The sequence below is a fragment of the Rhizobium sp. EC-SD404 genome, from assembly GCF_902498825.1.
GTDB lineage: Bacteria > Pseudomonadota > Alphaproteobacteria > Rhizobiales > Rhizobiaceae > Georhizobium.
This window is the reverse complement of record NZ_LR701459.1, coordinates 3,103,826-3,124,642: the sequence shown is the minus strand read 5'-3', so window position 1 is coordinate 3,124,642 and position 20,817 is coordinate 3,103,826. Positions and strand designations below refer to the sequence as shown.

Below are 20,817 nucleotides of genomic sequence, written 5' to 3'. Positions count from 1 at the left end.
GCGCGCCCTACAGGAACATCTGGATGTTGCCGAAGGCAGCGTCGGAATTGAGGAGATCGACGCGCTTGCGTTTGATCTTCAGCTTGCCGTCCACCAGCACTAGATCGTGACGTGCATTCGCGGCCAGGAGCGTCTGGTCGTCCAGCCGCGTCTCGACATAGTGAAACGCCGTATGGGTGACGAACTCGCCGGCCTCAGTGTCCAGCTTGTCGACGAAAGGACGCTGGATGACATGATGGCATCGCGTCTTCGGCTTCTGCGAGAAGGTGCGTTCGCCCTTGAAGCGCTCGACGCGCAGCTTGATCATGAAGAAATCCTCATGCAGCAGCGAGGTGACAAGGTTCTCGTCCTGCTGGTTGTATTCGAGCGGCATCCAATAGAGACCATCGGGCATCCAGAGGTTCAGCCATTCGTCGAAGCGTCCGTCGTCGAGCATGCGCGCTTCTTCGTAGACGAAATCGATGAGGTCGTCCTTGCTCGGCACGCTCATTGGGCGGCCTCGTCCATCGTCATCGTCATGTATTTCGTCCAGGCGTCGAACTGGTTGCGCATCTGGCGCTCGGTGGTGCCGTTCTCAATCGCCTCCTGCTCGAAACTCTCACCCGGCTCGTAGAGACGCTGGACGTTGACCCATTCGAGGCCGTCGGAATGCAGCCCCTCCTGCGCGCGCTCGTACATTTCCAGATCGTCGTGGCCGACCATGGAGGTGGGGGCGTTAATGAGGCGGTTGTACATGGCGGTGCGCTGGAGAAGCATGTCGGGCGCATCGACGAGCCGATAGATGTAGCTTTCAACCAGCGTCTTATTCGCCGAGATCGGCTTGAAGAGCCTGAGCTGCTGGATCGGGCCCTTGATCATGATGTTCGGGAAATAGACCGTGTTGTGCCGGTTCTCGCCGAGGATTTCTCGCGCGCGCTCTTCGCCATAGGCCTCGCACATCTGTTCGAAATAGCCGGGGATCGCGGAATAGTCCGAGTGGATCGAATGGTGCACGCCGGTATGTCCGTGGCCGTTCGGCCAGGTGCGAATGCCCATGTTCTCGAAGAATTCGTAGGACGACATGAAGGGTGCGATGACCTCCATGGCCATCGGTGTCTTCGTGCCTTCGGGCTTCTCCATCTCTTCCCACAGCTTGATCGCCGTGCCGGCGGAGCTTTCATGGGCGACCATCGGATGGCAGGTGTCCGTCTGGTTCTCGACCAGCATCTTCCAGTTACACCGGTGCATGTAGCGAAGAGGGGGGCCGGCAACTTCGAGCCGGCCGGCCGGCGAACGGTCGACCATGTTGTCGATCGAACTCAGGGAGTCGCCGAAAAAATCCTCAAAGGACACGCCTTCCGGTGCAAGGCGGGCGAAGACGAAGCCGCGGTAGTTCTTGACGGCACCGACGGGCGCCATGCCCTTGACGCTTTCGCTCTCCTCGAGCCCTGTATCTTTATAGCCTTTGCGCAGCGGTATCGCGAGCAGACAGCCATTCGTCTTGAACGACCATGCATGGTAGGGGCAGCGGAAGAACTTGCCGGTGTTGCCGGCGCGGTCGATGGCGATCTTGGTGCCCTTGTGCGGGCAGCGGTTGTGCAGGACGTAGATGTTGTCATCGGAATGGCGCACCATGATGACGGGCTGCGTGCCGATTTCGGTCGTAAAGTAATCGCCCTTGTTCGGGGCCTGGCTGTCATGGCCGACGAACACCCAGCAATTGGCAAAGAGGTGCTTCATCTCGAGCTGGAAGACATCCTCGTCGATGTAGATGTCGCGGTGCACCTCCGTCGGTCGCACCAGGGCGGCGATGGCGGAGCGGTCATTGGCATGGTGGCTCATGAGCTTCCTCCTAGAGATCGAGCACGAGGCGCGGGGTCTTGGACCGCGACACGCAGATCTGCATCACGTCGTTGGCCGCCCGCTCCTCGTCGGTCAGGATCACATCCCGATGGTCCGGTACGCCTTCGAGCACGGTCGTCTGGCAAATGCCGCAATCGCCACGCTGGCAGTCGTACACGAGATCGACGCCGCCTTCCTCCAGAACCTCGATGATCGTTCGGCCGGGTGCAACCGTGAAGACTTCGCCGGTCGACTTGATCTCAACGTCGAAGGGCTGGTCGCCGGCCTGTTCCTCCGGCTGGTCGAAGAGCTCGAAATGCACGCGTTCCTTGTCGTGCCCTTTTGCCAGCGCCCGTTCACGAACGGCTTCGATCATGCCGCGTGGGCCGCAGACGTAGAAATGCGCATCGGCCGGTGCCTGGTCGATGAGACCAGTCAGGTCGAGACAGCGTTCCGCCTCGTCGTCGCAATAGACCTTCAGGGCCTCGCCGCAAGCCGCTTCGATCTCATCGACGAATGCCATCAACGGACGCGATCGGCCGGAATAGTGAAACTCGAACGGTCGGCCGGATCGTTGCAGTTCCGCGGCCATGGAGATGATCGGCGTGACGCCGATGCCGCCGGCCAGCAGGATGGCCGGGCCGTCATGTGATGCAAGCGCGAAGTCGTTTTTCGGAGCAGACGTCTCGATCGTGTCGCCGGGCGTCAGCGCATGCATGAAGAGCGAACCGCCCTTGCTCTCCGCTTCCTTCAGGATGCCGAGACTGTAAGTGTCCGCGCCCTTCGACGTGTCTTCCTCTGCATCGGCATTGATCAGCGAGTAATGGCGTTCGCCGCCCGTCGGAAGCGTGATCTTGATGTGCGCGCCGGCTCCGTATCCGGGAAGCTTACGGCCATCAGCCGACGTCAGCGTGACTGCCCGGATCCTGTCCGTCAGCACCTCTACAGAAGAAACTTTCAGTCGCAGGTGCGACATGCGCAGTACCTCCGCTTTTGGCTTCGGCCATCTCGTCGACGGCATGATCGGTCGCGACTGAAAGAATATGAATTATCATGTTTTCCTCTGTCAACCTTCAGGCATGAACTTATGCAATTTCATCTTTTCAAGCTTGAAGGGATCGAAAAGCTGTGTCAGCATTTCGTTTGTAAGGCGTCCGATAACAAGGGGAACCAAGGTGACCGCCATGCTCAAGAAACTTGCATATGCATCTATTTCGCTGCTTGCTCTCAGCGTTTCAGCCTCCGCGCAAGAGACTGTCCTGCGCATGTCGAACTGGCTTCCGACCTCGCACCCGATCGTCAAGGACATGATGATGCCCTGGGCGGAGCAGCTCGAGGAAGCGACGGACGGCCGTGTCACTGTCCAGATTCTCGATGCGCCGCTGGGGCCGCCGCCCGCACATTTCGATCTGGCTGCAAACGGCGTCGCCGATCTCACCTTCGGCGTGCATTCCTATACGCCCGGCCGTTTCGCACTGACGGAAATTGCAGAACTGCCGTTCGTGGCCGACACGTCGGAAAGCCTGTCCGTCGCGTTTCAGCGGGTCTACGAAAGCGATCTTGCCGCTGCGGACGAGCATCGTGGAACCAAGGTGCTCGGCGTTTTCGCGCATGGTCCGGGCATGCTCTTCACCAAGGGCCAGCCGGTTACGCCGATTTCGGGTCTTTCCGGCCAAAAGGTGCGCGTCGCCGGCAACATCACCAACGTGCTCGCCGAGGGGCTCGGCATGGTGTCGATCCAGGCGCCTTCGCCGCAGTCCTACGAGATCTTGTCGGGCGGCGTCGCCGACGGCATTTTCTTCCCGGTGGAATCGATCCCGTTCTTCAAGCTCGAGAGCTTGGTCGATACCGCGCTTCGCGTTCCGGGCGGGCTCTACAACGTCTCGTTTTTCTTCGTCATGAACCAGGCGAAGTTCGACAGCCTTTCTGCAGAAGATCAGGCGGCGATCGAAGAAATTTCCGGTGAAGCTTTCGCCCGCATGGCCGGTCAGGCCTGGGATGCGGCGGACGCAGCCGGCATGGAAGTGATTGCCGATACGGTCACGTTCCATGATGCGACCGAGGAAGAAGTCGAGGAGCTTCGAACGGCGGCGCAGCCGATCTTCGACGGCATCAAGGCCAATTACGAGGCCAAGGACGTCGATTTCGATGCGATCCTGTCCAAGCTCGAAACTGAAGTACAAGCCGTCGCGAGCGAGTGATGACACCCGCTCCCGAGGCCTTTTTCAAAAGGGCTCGGCGGGGATTGCGCATGGTCACGGCAGTGCTCTGCGGAGCGCTGCTGGTCGCCTTGACACTCGTCACGGTGACCGACGTCGTCGGGCGCTATTTCCTGTCCAGTCCCTTGCCGGGCGCATCCGAATATACGGAGCTCCTGCTGATGGCGATCATCTTCTGCGGGCTGCCGGCCGTCTGTCTCGATGACGGGCATATCTCCGTCGATCTCATCACGTCCCGGCTCAAGGGTTGGGCGGAGACCGCGCAACTCCTGATCGCACGGCTCTTCGTATCCGTCGTGCTTGCGATCATCGCATGGCAGCTCTGGAAGCACGGCAGCCAGCTGGCGAGTTACAACGAGGTCACGGTCTTTCTGCGCGCGCCGATCGGGCCGTTTTCGAAGGCCGCCGCAGTCATCGCCGGCGCCTGTTCTATCGTCACCTTCGTGATGGCCGTCATGCGGCTGTCCAAAGGTCGAGAGGAGGCCGTGTGATGGATTGGCCGATCGGCGTCGCCCTGCTTCTGGGCCTCATTTTCTGCGGTATCCCCATCGCCTTCGCCATGGCGGGTGTGGGCCTCATCGGGGTCGCCTCTATCATTGGCTGGACGCCGACGCTTTCTTTGATCGGCCAGACCTATTTCGATGGCGGTCGCAGCTACACGCTGTCCGTGGTGCCGCTGTTCCTGTTGATGGGCAACCTGGTCGTTCAGTCGGGCGTCGCGGCGGAGCTCTTCAAAGCAGCCAATGCCTGGCTCGGCCACCGAAAGGGTGGGCTTGCCATGGCGACGATCGTCGCCTGCGGCGGGTTTTCCTCGGTGTGCGGGTCGTCGCTTGCGACCACCGCGACGATGGCGCGCATCGCGCTGCCTGAAATGCGCCGCTTCGGCTATTCCGACCGCCTAGCGGCATCGTCGATCGCTTCCGGCGGCACGCTCGGCATCCTCATTCCGCCTTCGGTGATCCTGGTGATCTACGGGATCCTCACCCAGCAGAATATCGGCATGCTGTTTTTGGCCGGCCTGCTTCCGGGGCTGGTCGGCATCGTCTTCTACATCTTCGCCGTCCGGCTTTCGCTGGTGATGTACAGGGAAGAGTTCGCGGTCCAGCCGAAGCTGCCGTTGATCGAGCGCTTCCGAGCTTTGAAGGGCGTTTTCTGGGCGCTGGCATTGTTCGTGTTCGTGCTGGGCGGCATCTATGTCGGCGCGTTCACGGCCACCGAGGCCGCGGGCATGGGCGCCGGCGGAGCGTTCCTTCTCACCGCTGCCCGGGGCCGGCTGACGCTGCGCAACACACTCGTCACGCTTTTCGATACGGCGAAGACCACCGCAGTGATGTTCTTCATCCTGTTCGGCGCGCTGTTCTTCCTGAACTACGTGAACTTCTCCGGCCTAACGACCGATCTGCGCGAATGGATCAACCTTCTGGGCGCCGGGCCCTACCAGGTCATCTTCTCCATCGTCATCATCTACCTGATCCTCGGCTGCCTGCTGGAAAGCCTGTCGATGGTGACGCTGACGGTACCGATCTTCTTCCCGATCGTCGTTGGTCTGGGGTTCGATCCGATCTGGTTCGGCATCTTTGTGGTGATCGCAACCGAGCTTTCCTACATCACGCCGCCCATCGGCATGAACATCTTCGTCATTCGCTCGGTCGCGCCCGAAGTGCCGATCGAACGCATCTATGCCGGCGTCGTCCCGTTCGTTGCGGTCGACATCGTGCGTCTCGTCCTGCTGATTTTCGTGCCAAGTCTGGCGCTCCTCATCCCCCAATCGATGTGAGCACCAGATGACTGTACCGAAGCGCCTTGCTGACACTGCCGCCGAGACCGGAAAACCCGCCGATCAAGGCTTCGTCCGCAACTACCTCCTCTATCTGCTTGCCGCTGCCAGCGACGGCGTGTCGACGGAATTCCACGCGCTGGTTCGAGCCCGCGGCGTGCGCGTGCCCGAGTGGCGCATCCTGGCCTGCCTCGCCGACGAGGAGGGCCAGATGGTGACCCAACTGGCCGCTTTGGCGCTGATGGAGCAGTCGCGTCTGACGAAGATAATCGACCAGATGGCCGAGAAGGACCTGGTCTCGCGGCGCAGCGACCAGCGTGATCGTCGCCGCGTGAGGGTTTACCTCACGAAGAAGGGCAGGAAGCTCGCCATCGAACTGATTGCGGAAGCCCGTGCGCACGAGGCGGGGATCATCGAGCAGATTTCTCCGGGACAGGCGGAAATCCTGAAGGATGTGCTGGCGCGGATCGTCGATCTGCACGGGCCGGAGGCACGTGCCGGCGATCGCCCGTCCGGCCAGACTATAGACGAGGAGCGGTGAGGGAGATGCGCATCGCCGCAACCACCTCGCCGATGACATTCGAAGCCATCGGCTTCGTCTCAGACGTTCAGAAGCAGGGAGTGCGTTCATGAAGATTGCGGTTCTGGGTGGGGGCAACGGGTCCTATGCCGCGGTGGCTGATTTTACCGAGGCGGGCCATGAGGTTGCGTGGTGGCGTCGCGAGGCGTCGAGCTTTTCCGATATTGCCGCCGCAGGCGCGATCACCGTCACCGACCACAAGGGCAGCCGGAAGGTGCCCGTATCGCCGACCGACGACCTCGGCGCAGCGCTCAAAGAGGCGGTCTTGATCGTCGCGCCGACGCCGGCTTTCGCGCAAGCGGATATGGCCGACGCGCTCGCATCGCATCTGGTCGACGGGCAGGTGATCTACCTGCCGCCGGGCACCTTCGGTTCCTACATCATGATGAAGCGCATCCGCGATGCGGGCTCCACCGCCGATATCGCGATTGCCGAGACCGGAACGCTTCCCTGGCTTTGCCGCAAGCAGAATGCGCTTGAGGTTCGCATCACGACGCGCGCCTCGCGCCTGCCGACGGGCGTCCTGCCGGCCCGCAAGACCGACGAAGCCATCAAGGTCATTTCGGCCGCTTTCCCCGGCGCGATCGAGCGGGTGGAAGATGCCCTGTCCGGCGCTTTGATGAATGCCGGACCGATCATCCACCCTCCACTGATCCTGATGAACGCAGGTCCGATCGAGCATTTCGACAAGTGGGACATCCATAACGAGGGCACGCAGCCAGCGATCCGGCGCACGCATGCGGCGCTCGACAACGAGCGCATCGCGATCCGCGAAAAGCTCGGCTATGGCGCACCGCACTTCCCGCTCGCTGATCACTACGAAACCAGCGACTGGATGTACGGCAACCTTGCCCATGACAAGCTGGTGGGCTCGGGTGACTGGCATGAGACGCTCGATCTCAAGAACCACCGTTACATGACCGAAGACGTCGGTCTCGGTCTCGCGTTCCTCGTGTCGGTCGGTGATTGGGCCGGGGTGCCGTGCCCGGTAGCCAAGGGCCTTCTCGCCATCGCCGGTGCGGTCGCGGAACAGGATTTCCGAGAGCATGGCCGCACCATGGAGAGCGTCGGTCTTGCCGATCGGAGCCCTGCCGAAGTCCAGACCATGCTGCAGGACGGCATCTGATGGCCTGGGAGATCATTGCCTGTATCGGCGCCGGACGCATGGGACGCGGCATCGCGCAGTGCGTCGCCTATGCCGGGCATGACATCCGCCTGCTCGATGCCAAGCCGCGGGATGCTGCGGCCTTCGAGGAGCTGAAGGCGCAGACGCTCGGCGAGATCGAAGCGGGACTCGCGGCGATCGCGTCGCTCGGCGCTTTCGACAAAGCCGCCATCGGCGAGATCATGGCGCGTGTACAGGTGCTTCCGTCCGACCAGGCTTCAGAAGCGCTGGCACAAGCCGCCATCGTGTTCGAAGCGGTGCCGGAAACCGAAGCAGCCAAGCGTGATGCCTTTGCCGTTTTCGATGCCAATGCCGACGAGCGGGCCGTGCTCGCCTCCACGACATCGACGATGCTGTCGACGCATCTGGCAGCATTCACTCAGTATCCGAGCCGTTTCCTCAACGCGCACTGGCTGAACCCGGCGTTCCTGATGCCGCTGGTCGAGCTCAGTCCGGCCGACGAGACGGCCGATGAGGCGCTCGCTGCCGTGCGAGGGTTTCTCGAATCCATCGGTAAGGTGCCGATCACCTGCAAGGCGTCGCCCGGTTACATCGTCCCCCGCATCCAGGCGCTGGCTATGAACGAAGCGGCGCGACTGGTGGAGGAAGGCGTTGCCAGCGCAGAGGATGTCGACAAGGCCGTGACCTACGGCTTCGGGCTGCGCTTTGGCGTGCTCGGTCTTCTCGAATTCATCGACTGGGGCGGCGGCGACATTCTCTACTATGCGTCGAACTATCTGAGCGACGCTTTCAAGGACGAGCGCTTCGCGCCGCCGGCGATCATCAGCCGCAACATGGAAGAGGGCAAGATCGGTCTAAAGACCGGTGCCGGCTTCTTCGATTACCAGGGCGTGGACGTGGCCGCATACCGGCAGCGACGCATGGCAGATTTCCTACGATCCCTCGAAGCTTCAGGGCTTGTTCGCCCTCCGGTTCTCGCGGGCAATTCATGACAGATCGGCAGCAAGCCGGCAGCTCGTTTAAAGATTCAGAGAGGACACTCAACATGCAGAAACATCGTACAAAACTTGCCATCATGACGACCGCATCGGTGCTTGCGCTCGGCGCTTCCGGGATCCACGCCCAAGAGCAGATCCGGGCGATCTCAGCCTTCCCACAGACGCTCGCTTTCTCCCAGAGTTTCCAGGGTTTCGTCGATCTCGTGAACGAAAAGGGCGAGGGCGTCGTCCAGATCACCTATGCCGGCGGTCCTGAAATGTTTCCGCCGAACCAGCAGGTCGACGCGGTTCGCCGCGGCGTGATCGACATGCAGTACGGCCCGGCATCCTATTACCTCGGCACCATGCCGGAAGCGGACGCCTGGGTCGGTTCGACGGTGACTGCTGCGGAAGCACGCGAGAACGGCGGCTTCGAAATCATGCAGCAGGCGTTCCGCGAAAAGCTAGGCGTTGAAGTCCTGGCGCATCTCGATACTGGCGTCGAGTTCCACGTCTATACGATCGAAGAGCCGCAGCGCACCGAGGAAGGCGGCGTCGATCTTTCCGGCCTGCGTATTCGTTCGCAGCCGATCTACAACGCGTTCTTCGAGGAGATCGGTGCGATCCCGGTCTCCGTGCCGGTGCCAGACGTCTACACTGGTCTCGAACGCTCCACCTTCGACGGATCCGGCTGGCCGATCGTCGGCATCAAGGATCTCTCCTGGGATCGCTTCCTGCGCTACCGCATCGATCCGGGCGTCTTCCAGACGGATCTCGCCGTCGTGATCAACCCGGCCAAATGGGAAGGTCTTTCAGATGAGGCCAAGGCGATCATCGAGGAAGCCGCGGTGGAATACGAACTGGCTTCCTATGAGAACTTCCAGCAGGTGATTTCCGAAACGGACGCCACCGTGCGCGAGGAAGGTATGACCGTCGTGGAACTGGAAGGCGAGCAGGCGGAAGAGTTCCGCCGCATGGCGTTCGAAAGCGCCTGGGCGCGGATGCAGGCGGCCGGCAGCGAGCATTACGACGCGCTGCGTGCAGCTTACTATCCTGAGTGATCGGTTGACCGGGCGGGGCCAAGCGCCTCGCCCGGTTCCATTTTCAATGGGACGGGCGCCAAGACCATGATGAGATTTTATGACCGGCTGATCGTTGGCCTGGCGGCTCTCGGGGCGATCAGCCTCGCGGCCATCACGGCGCTGATCATCGTCGATGTCATCCTGCGGAATACCGGCTTCAGGCCGTTCCAATCGACGAGCGCGATCGTCGAGTATGTGATGCTTTTCGCCACCATGGCGGCGGCTCCCTGGCTGGTGCGGGAAAACGGCCATGTGGCGATCGGCTCCTTCGTCGCGAAGCTGCCGGATGGCCTGCGCGTGGCGGTGGGTCGGCTCGTTCTGGTCATTTCGATCCTGGCGCTTGCCCTTCTCACCTGGCGATCGGCTGCCGTCGGCATGGAGATGATCGCAACGCGGTCTGTGGACATGCGGTCGGTCAATTTTCCGGCCTGGGTGCTCTACGCCATGCTGGGCGGTGGTTTCTTCCTGATGGCAATCGAGTTCCTGCGCATCCTGTTGCGCGGCGAGACCTATAGCGGCGCGGGCGGGGGACACTGACATGATGCCTTGGTATGACGCCACGCTGATCATGATCGGCGGCCTTCTCGCCTTCATGCTCATCGGGATGCCGGTCGCGATCGCTTTCCTTGTCATCAATATCATCGGCGTTCTGATCTTCATGGGCGGCGTGGTCGGAATCGATCAGCTGGTTGCGAACGCGACGACGTCTGTGACCAGCTTCGCGCTCGTGCCGGTGCCGCTCTTCCTCATCATGGGAGAGCTGCTCTTCCATACGGGCCTCGCGTTCCGGGTCTTCGACGCGCTCGACAAATGCATGGGCAACATTCGCGGCCGGCTCGCCTATCTGACCGTCGGCGGCGGCACGATCTTCGCCACGCTTTCCGGCTCGTCCATGGCCAACGCCGCCATGCTCGGCACCACCTTGATGCCGGACATGATCAAGCGCGGATACAAGAAGCACATCATCATGGGCCCGATCCTGGCGACGGGCGGCCTCGCCATGATCATTCCGCCATCCTCGCTGGCGGTGCTGCTCGGTTCGCTCGGGCGGATCGACGTGGGATCGCTTTTGATCGCAGGCCTGATACCGGGCCTCGTGCTTGCGCTGCTGTTCGCTCTGATGATCCGCCTGCAGATCGCCATCGATCCCGACGCGGCGCCCGGCTACGCGGCGGAGCGCGCAACGGCACGCGAGATCGCTCGTGCGCTCATCGTCGACGTGGCCCCGATGGGGATCGTGGTCTTCGCCGTCGTCGGCTTGATCCTGCTCGGTTGGGCGACGCCTACGGAATCGGCGGCATTCGGTGCGCTGGCCGTGATCGTTCTTGCAGCGCTCTACGGCAAGTTGAGCTGGGAGGCCGTCGTCAAGTCGATGAAAGGCACCCTCGCGGTCTCGGTGATGATGCTGATGATCATCGTCGGTTCCACGACATTCTCGCAGATCCTGGCTTTCTCCGGCGCCTCGCAAGGCCTGATCGGCTTTGCAACCGGGTTCGATGTTTCGCCTTATGTGCTGCTGACCCTTATGGTCCTGGTGCTGATCGTGCTGGGGATGTTCATGGATCCGCTGTCGATCATGATGCTGACGCTGCCGATCTTCATGCCGCTGTCGGCGCTCGCCGGTTTCGATGCCGTCTGGTTCGGCATCATCATGCTGCTGGTGCTGGAGCTTAGTCTGGTGACGCCACCGTTCGGGCTACTGCTGTTTGTCATGGTCGGGGTGGCACCCAAGGGCACCACGATCGGCGAGGTCGCCCGGGCGGCGTTGCCTTACATCGGATGCACGCTCTTTCTGGTCGTGCTTCTCGTCATCTGGCCGCAGATCGCTTTGTGGCTTCCCAGCATGATCAGGTACTGACGATGCGCATCTGGTATCAAAGCTACGTCGACTACGAACATGGTGCGAGCTACTGGGACGAGCTGCGCAAGCATCTCGACCAGATCATCGATCCAGGCACCGAGATCGATATTAAGGGAATCACGCCGCACGATTCCTATGCGCATGCCATCGTCGAGTTCCGCTGCGCCCGCGAGGTGATTTGCAACGCCGTGCGCGCGGAGCGGGAAGGCTATGACGCCTTCATCATCGGGCACTTCCAGGATGCGGGTCTCTACGAGGCGCGCTCGGTGGTCGACATACCGGTTCTGGGCATGGGCGAGGCGTCGATGCTGCATGCCTGCCAGCTCGGCCAGCGCTCGGGCATCGTGACGATCAATCGGCGCTACATTCCTTGGTTCCATCACCAGATCGGCAAGTATGGGCTGAAGGAGCGGGTGACGGGCGTGCATGCGATGCAGTTCGAGCCCGGCCAGATCCTGGACGCCTTCGGCTCCGACGAAAAGCTCGAGACGGTCAGGGCCTTGTTCGAGGAGCAGGCGAGGCCACTGGTCGAAGAAGGCGTGGATGTGCTGATACCCGGCGGCGGCATCCCGATGCTGCTGTTCTCGCAACTCCACGATCACCGCGTGGATGGAGCTCCGGTGATCAACGGGATCCCGATCGTCGTCAAGCAGGCGGAGATGGCCGTGAAGTTGAAGAAGCTCACGGGACTCGGGATCAGCCGCACCTCGGACTACGTGAAGCCGCCTCTCGAGGTCATCGAGGAATTCATGGCCCACCCGAAAGGGCTCTAGAATCGGACCTGCAACGAGCTGTCAGCTGCCCCAGATCCAGGGGCTGGCGTCTCTGCGTGCGTGCGCGAAAGCAGCAATGCGGTCATGGTAGGACCGGGTCAGTTCGATGTCGTCCCAGCCATTCTCGATCTTCATGCGCCAGATTGGATCGAGATCGAAAGAGATTGGCTCGCCGCAACCTTCGATGACAGAGCGGGAAAGGTCGACGCTGAGTTCTGCCGGTGTCTTGGCGAGCAACCGCTCGACGTTCGCTTCGGATATCCGGGCGGGAAGCATGCCGTTGTTGACCGCGTTGCCAGCGAAAATGTCGCCGAAGCTTGGAGCGACCACCACGCGAAAGCCTGCATCCACCAACGCATAGACGGCTGCTTCGCGCGAGGAGCCGCCGCCGAAATTGCGGCGGGCAACGAGGATACTCGCGCCCTTGGCGGAAGGTGCGTTCAGCGGGAAGTCGGGTAATGTCTGGCCGTTCTCGTCATGGCGCAGATCATGCAGCAGAAAGTCGCCGTAGCCAGCAGAACGCGGCGCCGACATGAAGCGGGCAGGGATCAGCTGATCGGTATCGATACCTTCGCGCGGCAGGCCGACTGCCATGCCTCGATGCTGTGTCCAGCCGCTCATGCCACGCTTCTCCCATCCAGAAGCGGCCGCACGTCGGCGAGCCTGCCGGTGACAGCGGCGGCTGCGACCATGGCCGGCGACATCAGGTGCGTGCGCGCTCCCGGTCCCTGGCGTCCGCGAAAGTTGCGGTTGGTCGTCGATGCACAACGCATCCCCGGTGCGACGATGTCGCCATTCATGCCGACGCACATCGAGCAACCCGATTCCACCCATTCGAGCCCGGCGTCGCGGAAGATGCGATCGAGTCCTTCCTGTTCCGCCTGCGCCTTGACCAGCGATGACCCTGGCGACACCATGCCGGGAACGCGCGCCTTGCGACCGGCCATGACGGCTGCGGCTGCGCGCAGATCTTCGATGCGCGCGTTGGTGCAGGAACCGATGAAGACCTGGTCGATCTCGACCGAGTCCAGTGTCTGCCCGGGTACCAGTCCCATATAGTCCAGCGCATCGCGCACATGCTTGGCGCGCGCGGCATCGGCGATGCGATCCGGGTTGGGAACGCTGGAGGTGATCGGCAGAGCATCTTCCGGTGTCACGCCCCAGGTGACGATCGGGGCGACGTCCACCATATCGATGCATACTTCGCGGTCGAAGATGGCGTCCGGGTCGCTGGCCAAGCTCGACCAGTTCTCCATGGCTTGGTCCCAGGTCTCTTTCGGCGCGTGCGTGCGGCCGTTGATCCATGCGAAGGTCGTTGCATCCGGCGCCACCATGCCGCAGCGTGCGCCGCCTTCGATCGACATGTTGCAGAGCGTCAGGCGGGCCTCCACCGATAGATCGCGGACGGCATCGCCTGCATATTCGACGGCGTGACCGCGCGCACCATCGGCACCGAGCCGCGAGATCCAGGCGAGCGCCATATCCTTGGCGCCGACACCGGGCGCGGCTTTGCCGGAGAAGGTGATGCGCATCCGCTTCGGCTTCTTCTGCCAGATCGTCTGGGTCGCGAGCACGTGCGCCACTTCAGTCGCGCCGATGCCGAAACCGTAGGCGCCAAGCGCGCCGTGGGTGGATGTGTGGCTATCGCCGCAGACGATCAGCATTCCTGGCAGAGACAGGCCCTGTTCCGGGGCCACCACGTGGACGATGCCTTGGCGGGGATCGGTCAGGCCGAAAAGCGCAATACCATGTTCGTGTGTGTTGGCCTCGAGCGTCGACACCATGCGCTCGGTGTTCGGATCCGCAATCGGGCGCGCGCGCCGGTCGGTCGGCGCGTAATGATCGGCAAAGCCGAATGTGAGCGACGGTTCGGCGACAGGCAGCTGCGACTGCTTGATGCGCCCGAAGGCGTGATGCGATCCTTCGTGGAGGTAGTGGCGGTCCACCCAAAGCAGCGTTGCGCCGTCCTCGCGCTGCACGATGGCATGCGCATCCCACACCTTGTCGAACAGCACCTGTGGCTTCATTCGTTGCCTCCCATCTCCAGCACGGACGCCCATTGGCGCTCGCCCTGATGTCCGATCCGGTTGAGGGTCATGTCGAGCCTGAAGCGGTCGGGTCTATAGAGTGCCGAAAGATGCTCGACACCGCGGCCGGACTTGTCGTAGACGACACGCGTCAAGGCGATGAGCGCCGTGCCGACGGCCACGTCCAGAGCTTCGGCGACGTCGGGTGCGGCCAGCGTCGCCGAAATCGATTGCTGCGCATGGTCGACGATCACGCCCGAGCGCTCGAGCAACCGGAACAGTGGCGTCGTCGCCAGATCTGCTTCGGAGAAATTCTGGGCGATGTCTTCCGGGACATGCGTCATCAAATGCGAGAAGGGCGCACCTTCGACGGTACGCACGCGCACGGCGCGCTGCACATTGCCGCTTTCGAGACGCAGCAGCTTGGCGACAGGAGCCGGTGGCGCGACATAGGCGAAGGAGATGAGGCGGGCTTCCGTGGCCTGGCCCATGCGCACGAGTTGCGGCATCAAGGACGCGAAGTCTGCGGAAATGCCGGTCTGAGACATGGCAGGCGCGCGAACCACGGTTCCGAGACCTGCCTTTCGCTCGATCAGCCCGTCATTGGCAAGCATAGTCAACGCGCGCCTGATGGTGACGCGGGACACGCTGTGCATCTCCGTCAACTTGATCTCGCCCGGCAACACGTCCCCCGGAGCGTATCCGCCGCGCAGGATTTCGTTGCTCAGCAGAAGATAGACGCGCTGCGCCTTGCCTCCATCAGACAGTTGTCGTGTCGCCACCACCGAAACCTTCTCCACTTGCCCGCGATCCTACCTTTTCGGAAACGGCATTCAAGCGAAATGTATCATTTCATCAGTCTGAAATGTCTCTTGCAAAATACATTTGAGCAATTCAGGATGTGACAAAGAGTGGGAACAACAATGATCGCGACATCCGAACCACAGGTTGGTGGGGCTGCATCCAACGCCCCCGACGCCGACCCATCCAGCCATCATGCAGACATCGTCAGGACTTTTCTCGAGTCAGTCGGCAAGCGAGACTTCGCCGCAGCATCGCAGCATCTGGCCGACGGGTTCGAGATGATTTTTCCGGGCGGCCACCGCATGAGCCAGCTCGAAGAACTCGGCGCGTTTGCATCCAAGCGCTACCGGTTCGTGACCAAGTCGTTCGACCGCTTCGATGTGGCCGGCGACGTCGTCTACTGCGTCGGGACGCTCTCAGGCGAATGGCTGGACGGAGAGCCCTTCAGCGGCATCCGCTTCATCGATCGGTTCGAGCTGTCGGACGGGCGCATCCGTGTCCAGCAGGTATGGAACGACATCGCGGAGGTGCGCAACCGATGAGCATCGATCCGATCACGCTGGCCGTGCTGGCCGGCCGCATGGAGCAGATCGCCGACGAGATGGACGCGACGCTGTTCCGCTCGGCCTTCAATCCGATCATCGCCGAGGCCCACGACGCGAGCCACGGCCTTTACGATGCAAATACAGGCGACACGCTCGTCCAGGGCAAGTCCGGCTTGCCGATCTTCGTCGGCGTCATGGCTTTCGCGGTCAAGGCGGTCATCGACAAGGCGGCACGCGATGGCGATCTCGCCGATGGCGACATCTACCTTTTCAACGATGCTCATATCGGCGGTACGCATCTGTCGGACATGCGGCTCGTCCGCCCGTATTTCCGCGAGGGCAAGCTCTTCTGCTATCTCGCCTCTGTCGGCCACTGGCACGATGTCGGCGGGGCGGTGCCGGGCAACTACAATCCGCGCGCGACGGAGGTCTTCCAGGAGGCGTTCGTGCTGCCGCCGGTCAAGGTCATGCGCGGTGGGGTGCTCCAGCAGGACATCGTCGATATCGTCTTGCGCAACACCCGCTTGCCGCAGTCGGCGATGGGCGATCTCAACGGCCAGATCAATGCGCTCGACCTTGGCGTGAAGCGTCTCGATGCCCTGCTCGACGAGTATGGCGCCGACGTCGTCCAGGAGTCCCTCGTGGCGCTCAGCGATCGGGCCGAAACGCTGGTCCGCGCCGAAGTCGAAGCCTTGCCGAATGGGCGCTGGGAAGCAGAAGACTTCCTCGACAATGACGGCATCACCGACGTGCCATTGCCGATCCGGGTGGCGATCGAAATCTCGGGCGACCGCATGGTGCTGGATTTCACCGGTACGGCCGGTCCCGCTGCTGGTCCCGTCAACATTTCCTACGGCACGGCGATCGCCTGTGTTTACGTCGCGATCAAACATATCTTCCCGGCGCTTCCGGCCAATGCCGGCGTCATGCGCCCGCTCGATATCACCATTCCGGAAAAGTGCCTGCTGTCGGCCCAGTTTCCATCGCCGACCGGCGGCTATACCGAAACCATCATGCGGATGATCGACGTGATCTTTTGCGCCATGGCCAAGGCGGCACCCGACCGTGTGGTAGCCAATGCATACGGCACGATCAATGCGCTTTCGCTCGCCGGCCATCGCAAGGACGGAAGGCGGTGGGTGATGTTCTCCTTCTATGGTGGTGGTCATGGCGGCACTCCGGAAGGTGACGGCCTCAACCATGCCAATGCTCCTATTTCGACGGCGACGATCCCGCCCGTGGAAATCCTGGAAGCAGCCTATCCGGTGATGTTCCGGCAGTGGGCGTTGCGGCCCGACAGCGCCGGCGGTGGTGCGCATCGCGGGGGTCTCGGCGCGATCTACGAAATCGAGTTGCTGGAGGAAGAAGCCGATGTGTTTCTCTTCGGCGAACGTGGCCGCTATGCGCCGAAGGGCGTCGTCGGTGGCGGCGAGGCGGCGCTGAACCGCTTCCAATACCAGCAGGACGGTGTTTGGACGGAACCCGAGATGACGTCGAAGGCGGTCGGCATCCGCCTGCGCCGTGGCGAACGCGTCCGTCTCGAAACGCCGGGAGGAGGTGGCTACGGCGCGGCGGCCGACCGCGCTCCAGGTGCCGTCGCCCGCGATGTTGCCCTTGGCTATGTCAGTTCGGAAGAATCGGACCGTCTCTACGGCCAGGACTTGCAGGAGCAGAGCAAGTGACCCGCAGCATCATGATCGGCGTCGATGTCGGCGGCACGTTCACCGACGTCTTCGTGCTCAACGAGAGCACCGGCAAGGCCTCCGTCGCCAAGGTGCCGACGTCACGGCCCGACCAGTCGGCGGGTTTCTTGAGCGGCATCGCGCAGGGAGGCGACAATCTCGCCGATGTTGCGACCGTCGTGCACGGCACCACTGCGGGGACCAATGCGCTTCTGGAGCGCAAGGGCGCGCGCATCGGCATCATCACGACCGAAGGCTTTCGTGACGTGCTGGAAATGCGCCGTCGCGACCGTCCCAATACCTGGGGTCTCAGGGGCAATTTCGAGCCGGTCGTTTCGCGCGAGCTGCGCCTCGAAGTGCCGGAGCGCACGCTGGCCGATGGCACCGTCCACACGGATGTCGACGAAGCGGCCGTCCAGGCGGCCGCGCAGCAGCTGCTTGATGCAGGCTGCCTCGCCGTCGCGGTGATGTTCGTCAACAGCTACGCCAATCCGGCCAATGAAAAGCGCGCCGTCGCGTTGCTGCGCGAGATGTGGCCCAATCCGCATGTTTCGGCCTCCTACGAGATCCTGCCGGAAATCCGAGAGTTCGAGCGGTTTTCGACGACCGCGCTCAATGCGTATCTGCAGCCGGAAGTCTCCGGTTATCTGCACCGGCTGGACAACGCGCTTGCGACGAACGGTTTCGGCGGCGAGTTTCTGATCGTGCAGTCGAATGGCGGCGTCATGGCGGTTGATACGGCCTGCCGGTTGCCGGTTCGCACGGCTTTGTCAGGCCCGGCTGCAGGCGTCATCGCGGCCGGCTACATCGCCGAATGCGCCGGCTTCTCGAATGTGATCACTGGCGACATGGGCGGTACGTCGTTCGATGTTTCCCTGATCGCCGAAGGACAGACGGTTCTGGCGCCGCAGACGAGCATCGATTTCGGCATGGTCGTGCGCACGCCGATGATCGAAATCGCCACGATCGGGGCAGGCGGCGGATCCATCGCCTGGGTCGACAAGGGCGGGCTCCTGAACATCGGTCCGGAGAGCGCGGGCTCCGATCCCGGACCCGTCGCCTATGCGCGCGGCAACACGCGCCCAACGGTGACCGATGCCAACATCGTTCTGGCGCGCATCGATCCCGACCGGCCGATCGGTGGCGGGTTGAAAACACTGGATGCTGCAGCCGCGCGACAGGCGATCGACGCCCATATCGGCAAGCCGCTTGGACTGTCGACCGAAGAGGCGGCCGAGGCGATCATCCGCGTTGCGAACTCGCGCATGGCCGGCGCCATCCGCCTTGTGTCGATCGAACGCGGTTTCGAGCCGCGAAACTTTGTATTCATGCCCTTCGGTGGCGGCGGGGCGCTGCATGCCGGCGCGATGCTGCACGATGTGGGCATCGGGCGCGCGATCGTGCCGCGCTATCCGGGCGTGACCTCTGCAATGGGTTGCGTCATCGCAGACATGCGTCAGGACTTCGTGCAGACGATCAACGCGCTGACCAAGGATGTCGACGTCGATGCCCTCGGCGCACTCATGCAGGCCCATCTCGATGAAGGTCTGCAGATGCTCGATGCTGCCGGCGTCGTCTTTGCCGGCCGTGAATGGGTCTTCGAACTGGATATGGCCTATCTCGGGCAGACGCACACGGTCGCCGTGCCTTTGCCGGTGACGGTCGCGGACGGACAGATTGCGAACCCGTCGCGAGACGACATCACTGCCGCCTTCGACGAGACATATCGCCGGGTCTATGGCCGCCTGCTCTCGGGCGGCGTGACGCGGGTGCTGAACCTGCGCTCGTCCGTCATCGGCAAGCGCCCGAAGTTCGATCTGGAGACGTTGGCGCCGGTCGCTGGTTCCAGCGTCGAGACGGCACGATCCGGGGTGCGCAGCGTCTATCTGGCCGGCGCCTGGCACGAAACGGCAATCTTCCGGCGGTTGGAACTCCCCGTCGGCGCGGTCGTTTCGGGCCCTGCGATCCTTGAGCAACCGGATACGACGATCCTGATCGAACCCGGCCTGAAGGGAACAGTCGATCGGTTCGGCAATGTCATCATCGAGCGGGAGGAGGGGGCATGACGCCTTTCGAACCGAAGCGAACTGCGCTTCTCACGATCGACTTGCAGAACGATTTCGTCCATCCGGACGGGGCTTACGGCCGCGCCGGCCAGGGGGCGCCTTCGATCCTTCCGTTGCCCGAACGCATCCGGCCGGTGGCGGACGCACTGCGGGCAGCCGGCGGGACCTATATCTCGGCGCAGTTCACGCTGGTGCCGCGTCCCGAAGGCGAGCCGTTGATCGCTCCCCACCTGAAAGAGCTTCGGCCTTTCCTGAAACGCGGCGATTTCGCGCCCGGAAGTTTCGGTCACGCTCTGGTCGATACGCTGCAGCCGGCGGACTACACGGTCGAAAAGGTCAACTATTCGGCCTTCTACCAGACGCGACTGGAATACATCATGCGCGCGCTCGATCTCGATACGCTGATCGTCGGCGGCATCGTGACCAATGGCGGTGTGGCGTCGACGATCCGCGATGCGCATCTGCGCAACTTCCACACCATCATCCTGAGCGACGGCTGCGCGGCCTTCCGCGACGAGATGCATGAAGCGACGCTGATGTCGCTGTCCTCGGTTGCACCTGCCATGCGCTGCGAGGATGTCGTCAACCAGCTCAAGGCGGACATATGATCTCCCTCAAAACCCGTCTGACCCAGCCTGAAATCCTCGTCGCGCCCGGCATCTTCGATGGCCTGACGGCTTCGCTCGCCGCCGCAGCGGGCTTCGAAGCGCTTTATCTGTCCGGCGCTGCGGTGTCCTACACCCGTCTCGGTCGGCCCGACATCGGTCTTGCGACGATGTCGGAAATGGCGGACACGATGAGCCTGATCCGCGACCGCATCGATATTCCCGTCATCATCGACGCCGACACCGGCTTCGGCAACGCGCTCAATGCGCAGCGCACGATCCGGCTCTACGAGCGCTCCGGTGCCAATGCGCTTCAGGTCGAGGATCAGACGTCGCCGAAGCGTTGTGGTCATCTCTCGGAGAAATCGCTGATCTCGCCTGCGGAAATGGCCGGCAAGATCGCCGCGATGGCCGATGCAAGGATGAGCGACGAGACATTGATCATCGCGCGGACCGACGCCATTGCCGTGGAAGGGTTTGCGGCAGCCATCGACCGTGCGGGGTTGTACCTTGAGGCGGGCGCCGACGCGCTTTTCATCGAAGCGCCGCGCACGGGCGAAGAACTCGTCGAAGTCGCGGCGACGCTGAAGGGCCGTGCACCGCTCATGGCAAATATGGTCGAAGGTGGATCCACGCCGATCTCGTCGGCCAAGGACCTCGAAAAGATCGGCTTCGACCTCGTGATCTTCCCCGGCGGCATCGTGCGGGCGCTCGCCAAAACCGCGGAGAACTATTACGCGAGCCTCAGGCAGCACGGATCGAATGCGCCGTTCTCAGCCAACATGTTCGATTTCGCCGGCCTGAACGAGCGTATCGGGACCGCCGAAATGCTGGAGACCGGCAAGCGCTATGCCGACCACGAAAATGAATGA

21 protein-coding genes are annotated in these 20,817 nt (G+C 62.5%); 15 read left to right on the top strand and 6 right to left on the bottom strand.

The window, feature by feature from the left end:
* Positions 1-7: 7 nt before the first annotated feature.
* From GC125_RS15870 to GC125_RS15860, 3 genes are read right to left on the bottom strand one after another with little or no spacing between them, the layout of a single operon-like run.
* Positions 8-490 (bottom strand): aromatic-ring-hydroxylating dioxygenase subunit beta, encoded by a 483-nt coding sequence (locus GC125_RS15870; RefSeq protein ID WP_151986536.1) that lies wholly within the window; start codon positions 488-490, stop codon positions 8-10.
* Positions 487-1,821, bottom strand: a complete 1,335-nt coding sequence (locus GC125_RS15865) for an aromatic ring-hydroxylating dioxygenase subunit alpha (protein WP_151986535.1) — start codon at positions 1,819-1,821, stop codon at positions 487-489. The genes GC125_RS15870 and GC125_RS15865 overlap by 4 nt, the downstream gene beginning before the upstream one ends.
* 10 nt (positions 1,822-1,831) lie before the next feature.
* Complete coding sequence (locus GC125_RS15860) at positions 1,832-2,797, bottom strand: PDR/VanB family oxidoreductase (RefSeq protein ID WP_151986534.1); 966 nt, start codon at positions 2,795-2,797, stop codon at positions 1,832-1,834.
* A 208-nt stretch (positions 2,798-3,005) separates the two neighbouring features.
* Here GC125_RS15860 and GC125_RS15855 point away from each other — a divergent pair, with 208 nt between their 5' ends.
* The 10 genes from GC125_RS15855 (at position 3,006) to GC125_RS15810 (ending at position 12,216) form a co-directional block, all read left to right on the top strand.
* Complete coding sequence (locus GC125_RS15855; protein ID WP_151986533.1) at positions 3,006-4,022, top strand: TRAP transporter substrate-binding protein; 1,017 nt, start codon at positions 3,006-3,008, stop codon at positions 4,020-4,022.
* A gap of 50 nt (positions 4,023-4,072) precedes the next feature.
* Positions 4,073-4,531 (top strand): TRAP transporter small permease, encoded by a 459-nt coding sequence (locus GC125_RS15850; RefSeq protein WP_286165536.1) that lies wholly within the window; start codon positions 4,073-4,075, stop codon positions 4,529-4,531.
* Complete coding sequence (locus GC125_RS15845; protein WP_151986531.1) at positions 4,531-5,817, top strand: TRAP transporter large permease; 1,287 nt, start codon at positions 4,531-4,533, stop codon at positions 5,815-5,817. The genes GC125_RS15850 and GC125_RS15845 overlap by 1 nt, the downstream gene beginning before the upstream one ends.
* A gap of 7 nt (positions 5,818-5,824) precedes the next feature.
* Positions 5,825-6,358: a MarR family winged helix-turn-helix transcriptional regulator gene (locus GC125_RS15840; RefSeq protein WP_151986530.1), complete on the top strand. Its 534-nt coding sequence runs from the start codon at positions 5,825-5,827 to the stop codon at positions 6,356-6,358.
* Positions 6,359-6,446: 88 nt separating this feature from the next.
* Entirely contained in the window at positions 6,447-7,523 is a 1,077-nt protein-coding gene (locus GC125_RS15835) for an NAD/NADP-dependent octopine/nopaline dehydrogenase family protein (RefSeq protein ID WP_151986529.1), read from the top strand.
* Positions 7,523-8,515 (top strand): 3-hydroxybutyryl-CoA dehydrogenase, encoded by a 993-nt coding sequence (locus GC125_RS15830; RefSeq protein ID WP_151986528.1) that lies wholly within the window; start codon positions 7,523-7,525, stop codon positions 8,513-8,515. Before GC125_RS15835 ends, GC125_RS15830 begins: the two co-directional genes overlap by 1 nt.
* Positions 8,516-8,568: 53 nt before the next feature.
* Positions 8,569-9,561, top strand: coding sequence for a TRAP transporter substrate-binding protein DctP (gene dctP / locus GC125_RS15825; protein WP_151986527.1), 993 nt, complete (start codon positions 8,569-8,571; stop codon positions 9,559-9,561).
* Positions 9,562-9,627: 66 nt separating this feature from the next.
* A complete protein-coding gene (locus GC125_RS15820) occupies positions 9,628-10,119 on the top strand; it encodes a TRAP transporter small permease (RefSeq protein WP_151986526.1) in 492 nt (163 codons plus the stop codon).
* Between the two features lie 4 nt (positions 10,120-10,123).
* A complete protein-coding gene (locus GC125_RS15815) occupies positions 10,124-11,440 on the top strand; it encodes a TRAP transporter large permease (RefSeq protein WP_151987986.1) in 1,317 nt (438 codons plus the stop codon).
* Between the two features lie 2 nt (positions 11,441-11,442).
* A complete protein-coding gene (locus tag GC125_RS15810) occupies positions 11,443-12,216 on the top strand; it encodes an aspartate/glutamate racemase family protein (RefSeq protein ID WP_151986525.1) in 774 nt (257 codons plus the stop codon).
* Between the two features lie 21 nt (positions 12,217-12,237).
* Here GC125_RS15810 and leuD read toward each other — a convergent pair whose 3' ends face one another.
* From leuD to GC125_RS15795, 3 genes are read right to left on the bottom strand one after another with little or no spacing between them, the layout of a single operon-like run.
* Positions 12,238-12,837 (bottom strand): 3-isopropylmalate dehydratase small subunit, encoded by a 600-nt coding sequence (gene leuD, locus GC125_RS15805; protein ID WP_151986524.1) that lies wholly within the window; start codon positions 12,835-12,837, stop codon positions 12,238-12,240.
* On the bottom strand, positions 12,834-14,243 hold the full coding sequence (leuC, locus tag GC125_RS15800; RefSeq protein WP_151986523.1) for a 3-isopropylmalate dehydratase large subunit: 1,410 nt from the start codon (positions 14,241-14,243) through the stop codon (positions 12,834-12,836). The genes leuD and leuC overlap by 4 nt, the downstream gene beginning before the upstream one ends.
* Complete coding sequence (locus GC125_RS15795; RefSeq protein WP_151986522.1) at positions 14,240-15,043, bottom strand: GntR family transcriptional regulator; 804 nt, start codon at positions 15,041-15,043, stop codon at positions 14,240-14,242. Before GC125_RS15795 ends, leuC begins: the two co-directional genes overlap by 4 nt.
* A 123-nt stretch (positions 15,044-15,166) precedes the next feature.
* Here GC125_RS15795 and GC125_RS15790 point away from each other — a divergent pair, with 123 nt between their 5' ends.
* From GC125_RS15790 to GC125_RS15770, 5 genes are read left to right on the top strand one after another with little or no spacing between them, the layout of a single operon-like run.
* Positions 15,167-15,589 (top strand): nuclear transport factor 2 family protein, encoded by a 423-nt coding sequence (locus GC125_RS15790; protein ID WP_151986521.1) that lies wholly within the window; start codon positions 15,167-15,169, stop codon positions 15,587-15,589.
* Positions 15,586-17,274 (top strand): hydantoinase B/oxoprolinase family protein, encoded by a 1,689-nt coding sequence (locus tag GC125_RS15785; protein ID WP_151986520.1) that lies wholly within the window; start codon positions 15,586-15,588, stop codon positions 17,272-17,274. Before GC125_RS15790 ends, GC125_RS15785 begins: the two co-directional genes overlap by 4 nt.
* Positions 17,275-17,285: 11 nt before the next feature.
* The gene (locus tag GC125_RS15780; protein ID WP_151987984.1) at positions 17,286-19,340 is read left to right on the top strand and encodes a hydantoinase/oxoprolinase family protein; all 2,055 of its coding nucleotides are present in this window, start codon (positions 17,286-17,288) and stop codon (positions 19,338-19,340) included.
* A complete protein-coding gene (locus tag GC125_RS15775) occupies positions 19,337-19,948 on the top strand; it encodes a cysteine hydrolase family protein (RefSeq protein ID WP_151986519.1) in 612 nt (203 codons plus the stop codon). Before GC125_RS15780 ends, GC125_RS15775 begins: the two co-directional genes overlap by 4 nt.
* Positions 19,948-20,817 (top strand): isocitrate lyase/PEP mutase family protein, encoded by an 870-nt coding sequence (locus GC125_RS15770; RefSeq protein WP_151987982.1) that lies wholly within the window; start codon positions 19,948-19,950, stop codon positions 20,815-20,817. Before GC125_RS15775 ends, GC125_RS15770 begins: the two co-directional genes overlap by 1 nt.

What these genes read in the sequence shown, in the direction of transcription:
- GC125_RS15820 (WP_151986526.1), top strand. Translation starts at nt 9,628, where the DNA reads ATGATGAGATTTTATGACCGGCTGATCGTTGGCCTGGCGGCTCTCGGG.
- GC125_RS15870 (WP_151986536.1), bottom strand. Translation starts at nt 490, where the DNA reads ATGAGCGTGCCGAGCAAGGACGACCTCATCGATTTCGTCTACGAAGAA.
- GC125_RS15815 (WP_151987986.1), top strand. Translation starts at nt 10,124, where the DNA reads ATGCCTTGGTATGACGCCACGCTGATCATGATCGGCGGCCTTCTCGCC.
- GC125_RS15845 (WP_151986531.1), top strand. Translation starts at nt 4,531, where the DNA reads ATGGATTGGCCGATCGGCGTCGCCCTGCTTCTGGGCCTCATTTTCTGC.
- leuD (WP_151986524.1), bottom strand. Translation starts at nt 12,837, where the DNA reads ATGAGCGGCTGGACACAGCATCGAGGCATGGCAGTCGGCCTGCCGCGC.
- GC125_RS15790 (WP_151986521.1), top strand. Translation starts at nt 15,167, where the DNA reads ATGATCGCGACATCCGAACCACAGGTTGGTGGGGCTGCATCCAACGCC.
- GC125_RS15785 (WP_151986520.1), top strand. Translation starts at nt 15,586, where the DNA reads ATGAGCATCGATCCGATCACGCTGGCCGTGCTGGCCGGCCGCATGGAG.
- GC125_RS15835 (WP_151986529.1), top strand. Translation starts at nt 6,447, where the DNA reads ATGAAGATTGCGGTTCTGGGTGGGGGCAACGGGTCCTATGCCGCGGTG.
- GC125_RS15775 (WP_151986519.1), top strand. Translation starts at nt 19,337, where the DNA reads ATGACGCCTTTCGAACCGAAGCGAACTGCGCTTCTCACGATCGACTTG.
- GC125_RS15840 (WP_151986530.1), top strand. Translation starts at nt 5,825, where the DNA reads ATGACTGTACCGAAGCGCCTTGCTGACACTGCCGCCGAGACCGGAAAA.
- GC125_RS15830 (WP_151986528.1), top strand. Translation starts at nt 7,523, where the DNA reads ATGGCCTGGGAGATCATTGCCTGTATCGGCGCCGGACGCATGGGACGC.
- GC125_RS15850 (WP_286165536.1), top strand. Translation starts at nt 4,073, where the DNA reads ATGGTCACGGCAGTGCTCTGCGGAGCGCTGCTGGTCGCCTTGACACTC.
- GC125_RS15865 (WP_151986535.1), bottom strand. Translation starts at nt 1,821, where the DNA reads ATGAGCCACCATGCCAATGACCGCTCCGCCATCGCCGCCCTGGTGCGA.
- dctP (WP_151986527.1), top strand. Translation starts at nt 8,569, where the DNA reads ATGCAGAAACATCGTACAAAACTTGCCATCATGACGACCGCATCGGTG.
- GC125_RS15860 (WP_151986534.1), bottom strand. Translation starts at nt 2,797, where the DNA reads ATGTCGCACCTGCGACTGAAAGTTTCTTCTGTAGAGGTGCTGACGGAC.
- GC125_RS15780 (WP_151987984.1), top strand. Translation starts at nt 17,286, where the DNA reads ATGATCGGCGTCGATGTCGGCGGCACGTTCACCGACGTCTTCGTGCTC.
- leuC (WP_151986523.1), bottom strand. Translation starts at nt 14,243, where the DNA reads ATGAAGCCACAGGTGCTGTTCGACAAGGTGTGGGATGCGCATGCCATC.
- GC125_RS15810 (WP_151986525.1), top strand. Translation starts at nt 11,443, where the DNA reads ATGCGCATCTGGTATCAAAGCTACGTCGACTACGAACATGGTGCGAGC.
- GC125_RS15855 (WP_151986533.1), top strand. Translation starts at nt 3,006, where the DNA reads ATGCTCAAGAAACTTGCATATGCATCTATTTCGCTGCTTGCTCTCAGC.